The 1,608-nt window shown below is 66.2% G+C and carries 1 protein-coding gene; it reads left to right on the top strand.

The genetic code is table 11. The features are described 5' to 3' along the window. The first annotated feature begins 88 nt into the window (after window positions 1–88). Window positions 89–1,141 carry an IS110 family RNA-guided transposase gene (locus EET03_RS28170; RefSeq protein ID WP_099194241.1) on the top strand — a complete coding sequence of 351 codons (1,053 nt, stop codon included), beginning with the start codon at window positions 89–91 and terminating at the stop codon, window positions 1,139–1,141. The last annotated feature ends 467 nt before the right edge of the window (window positions 1,142–1,608 follow it).

The raw sequence follows: 1,608 nt of genomic DNA, 5'->3' as shown, positions 1-1,608 counted from the left end.
AAGATGACATGTGATGGGGACCCCCTCGGCACAGACGCTCGACAATCGATGCGTCAGCAATTTTCAGGAGCTCGAGGAGGTCCCACTGATGACGATGGTAGGCGGTTTGGACGTGCATCGGCAGCAGATCACTTTCGATTATGTCGACGATGACGGTTTGGTGCGTTGGGGTCAGATCCGTCCAGCGACCCGTAAGACGTTGCGGGGTTGGCTGGCTGAGCACTGCGCCGACGGGGACGCGGAGTTCGCGTTGGAGGGCTGCACCGGGTGGCGGTATGTCAGCGAGGAGCTGGCCGCTGCCGGGGTGGGGGTGCATCTGGGGGATCCGGCCGAGACCGCGGCGGCGCGGGGCCGCAAGAAGCGCGCCAAGACCGACCACGCCGATGCGAAGCTGCTGCGCACCCTGCTGCTGGAGGGCCGGTTCCCCGAGTCGTGGATCCCGCCGGCGCACATGCTCGAGATCCGCACCCTGGGCCGGTTGTACTGCAGCTTGATCGAGGAGCGGCGGGCCTGGCAGCAGCGCATCCATGCCCAGTTGTTCCACCAGGGCTGCCCACCGATTCGGGCGCTGCTGTCCAAAGCGGGCCGTGCAGCGCTCGCGGGAGCCGAGTTGTCGGCGGCGGGTCGCCAATACGTGCAGACGGCGCTACGCCGCATTGACGAGCTGACCCCTGAGATCGACACGCTGCGAGCCCAATTGGTGAATTTCGCCCAGCGCCAGGCGGGATGTCGGGCGTTGCAGGCCCATTACGGTATCGGCTGGTTGTGCGCGGCGATCATGTGGGCCGAGATCGGCGATGCGCGCCGGTTCAGCAGTTCCGATCAGCTGGTGCGCTATGCCGGGCTCGATGTCACCGTCTACTCCTCGGATACCAAGCGCTCGCCGGGGCATCTGTCGCGCCAAGGCTCACCCGAGCTGCGGTGGGCGGCGTTTGAGGCGGCCAAGTGTGCGGCCCGGCGCGGCTCGCCGGATTACGTCTACTACCGGCGGCTGGCGGCCAAGCGTGACGGCCACAACGGCAAGAACCCCACCCTGGCGGTGGAGCGGAAAATCCTGCGCCGCTGCTATCACACCCTGCGTGAACTCGGCGATGCCGCCCTGGCGCTGCCCATCCCGCAACGTCAGGAGGTGGCCGCCTAGCCATGCGTTGCGCACGTGCCCTGCCCATATTTCAGCTGATACCCGCGGTCGGCTCCCCCGATCTCCCTGTCGCCACCCCGCTGTTGGGTGGACTTCCCGGAAAGAATGAGCGGCCGCACCCCTTTTCGGCGGCCCGCATGTCGGGCACCCCATCAATCATCATGTCGCCGGATTTATCCGTGGACCCAGATAAGGCTGGGCGCCGGCACGCGCAACGTCGTCTCCCACATCGATGGCATGGGAGGAAGCAGATGACTTGACCGACACCGTCTTTCCCCTCGTCCAGCCCGATCCAGTATGCGGCGGATCCTCGCCGGCCTCGAGGTCGTTCGTCCTCGCTGCGCTGCGGGCGCTCCACCTCGACCCCGGCTGCGGTCCGCAGCGCCTAACACGGGCCCGAACGAGGCCAAACAACACGAAATGACCAACGGATCCACCTTTACGGGGGTCCTCAACACAGATAAGGG

The sequence above is a fragment of the Mycobacterium innocens genome (genome assembly GCF_900566055.1).
Classification (GTDB): Bacteria; Actinomycetota; Actinomycetes; order Mycobacteriales; family Mycobacteriaceae; genus Mycobacterium; species Mycobacterium innocens.
The sequence above is the reverse complement of the archived record's forward strand: the minus strand, read 5'-3'. Positions and strand labels throughout refer to the sequence as shown.

Coding starts and splice junctions, on each gene's coding strand:
- EET03_RS28170 (WP_099194241.1), top strand. CDS start 89: ATGACGATGGTAGGCGGTTTGGACGTGCATCGGCAGCAGATCACTTTC.